Source organism: Ideonella azotifigens, from assembly GCF_006519715.1.
GTDB lineage: Bacteria > Pseudomonadota > Gammaproteobacteria > Burkholderiales > Burkholderiaceae_C > Ideonella > Ideonella azotifigens.
This window is the reverse complement of record NZ_VIDT01001082.1, coordinates 1-1289: the sequence shown is the minus strand read 5'-3', so window position 1 is coordinate 1289 and position 1289 is coordinate 1. Positions and strand designations below refer to the sequence as shown.

The window sequence follows — 1289 nt, the reverse complement described above, 5'->3', positions numbered from 1 at the left end:
GCCGACGTGCGCATGCAGCACTGGCACCAGGGCCGCGTGGTGGCGCTGGGCGACTGCGCGCACGGCATGAGCCCGCAGCTGGGCCAGGGCGCCAACATGGCCTTGATCGACGCCTGGGTGCTGTCGCAGTGCCTTTCGGACCATGGTGTACCTGTTTCGCTGGCCGAGTACAGCCGGCGACGACGCGCTCACCTGCGCTTCTACCAAAGCGTCAGCCGCTGGCTCACGCCGCTGTTCCAGTCCGATCAGCGCCTGGGCCCGGGCTTTCGAGATGCGTTTTTCGGCACCGCCGGCCGCCTGCCGTGGATCAAGGGCCAGTCCATGGCCACGCTCAGTGGCATGAAGTCCGGATGGCTGTTGGGTCGCCTGGACCTGGCCGCCGCCACGCCACCCCCGTATTCGTTTCCGATGGAGCAAACCTCATGAGCAGCCCGAAACCTTTCCGCATCCTGGGCATCCAGCAGATCGCCATTGGCGGGCCGGACAAGCAGCGGCTCAAGTCGCTGTGGGTCGACATGCTGGGCCTGCAGGTCAAGAGCACGTTTGTTTCCGAGCGCGAGAACGTGGACGAGGACATCTGCACGCTGGGCAGCGGGCCGACGGCCGTGGAAGTGGACCTGATGCAGCCGCTGGACCCGGACAAGAAGCCTGCCGTGCACACCACGCCGCTGAACCACGTGGGCCTGTGGGTGGACGACCTGCCCAAGGCCGTCGAGTGGATGACGGCCAATGGCGTGCGCTTTGCGCCTGGCGGCATCCGCCCCGGCGCGGCCGGCCACGACATCTGCTTCATCCATCCCAAGGCCAATGACGAGTTCCCGCTCTCGGGCGAAGGCGTGCTGATCGAGCTGGTGCAGGCGCCGGCCGACGTGATCGCGGCATTGGGTTGATCGGGGTATTCCCGAGGATCGTGTACCGTCGAGGTCATGTTGACGAGACCGCAAGCCGTTTGGCGCCAGGACCTGAGCGCACCGCCCCTGCCGTATGACCAGTACCGCCACTGGCGCGAGGCCGGCCCGCTGCTGTGGAGCGAAGCCTGGTTCGACGGCGCCTGGTTGGTCACCCGCTATGCCGATTGCGAAGCGCTGCTGCGCGACACGGCCCGCTTCTCGGCCCGCCGCACCGGCGGCTGGGTCACGCAGCAGGCCAGCGAGCGAGGCGAACTGAGCGAGTTCCAGCGGCTGTTCGCGCGCGCCATGCTGTTCGTGGACGCGCCCGACCACGGCCGCCTGCGCCAGCTGATGCAACCGGGCTTCACGCCGGCGGCCATGCGCGGGCTGCGCAGCGAG

General features: G+C 68.3%; 2 protein-coding genes and 1 pseudogene. All 3 read left to right on the top strand.

All coding sequences use genetic code 11. The features are described from left to right. The coding region (locus FKP22_RS34305; protein ID WP_141291974.1) for an FAD-dependent oxidoreductase at positions 1-426 on the top strand (426 nt) is incomplete at its 5' end. Next, on the top strand, positions 423-890 hold the full coding sequence (locus FKP22_RS30735) for a VOC family protein (protein ID WP_141291973.1): 468 nt from the start codon (positions 423-425) through the stop codon (positions 888-890). The genes FKP22_RS34305 and FKP22_RS30735, both read left to right, overlap by 4 nt. 36 nt (positions 891-926) lie before the next feature. Continuing rightward, positions 927-1289 (top strand): annotated as a pseudogene (locus FKP22_RS30730) (hypothetical protein); the annotation flags it as partial.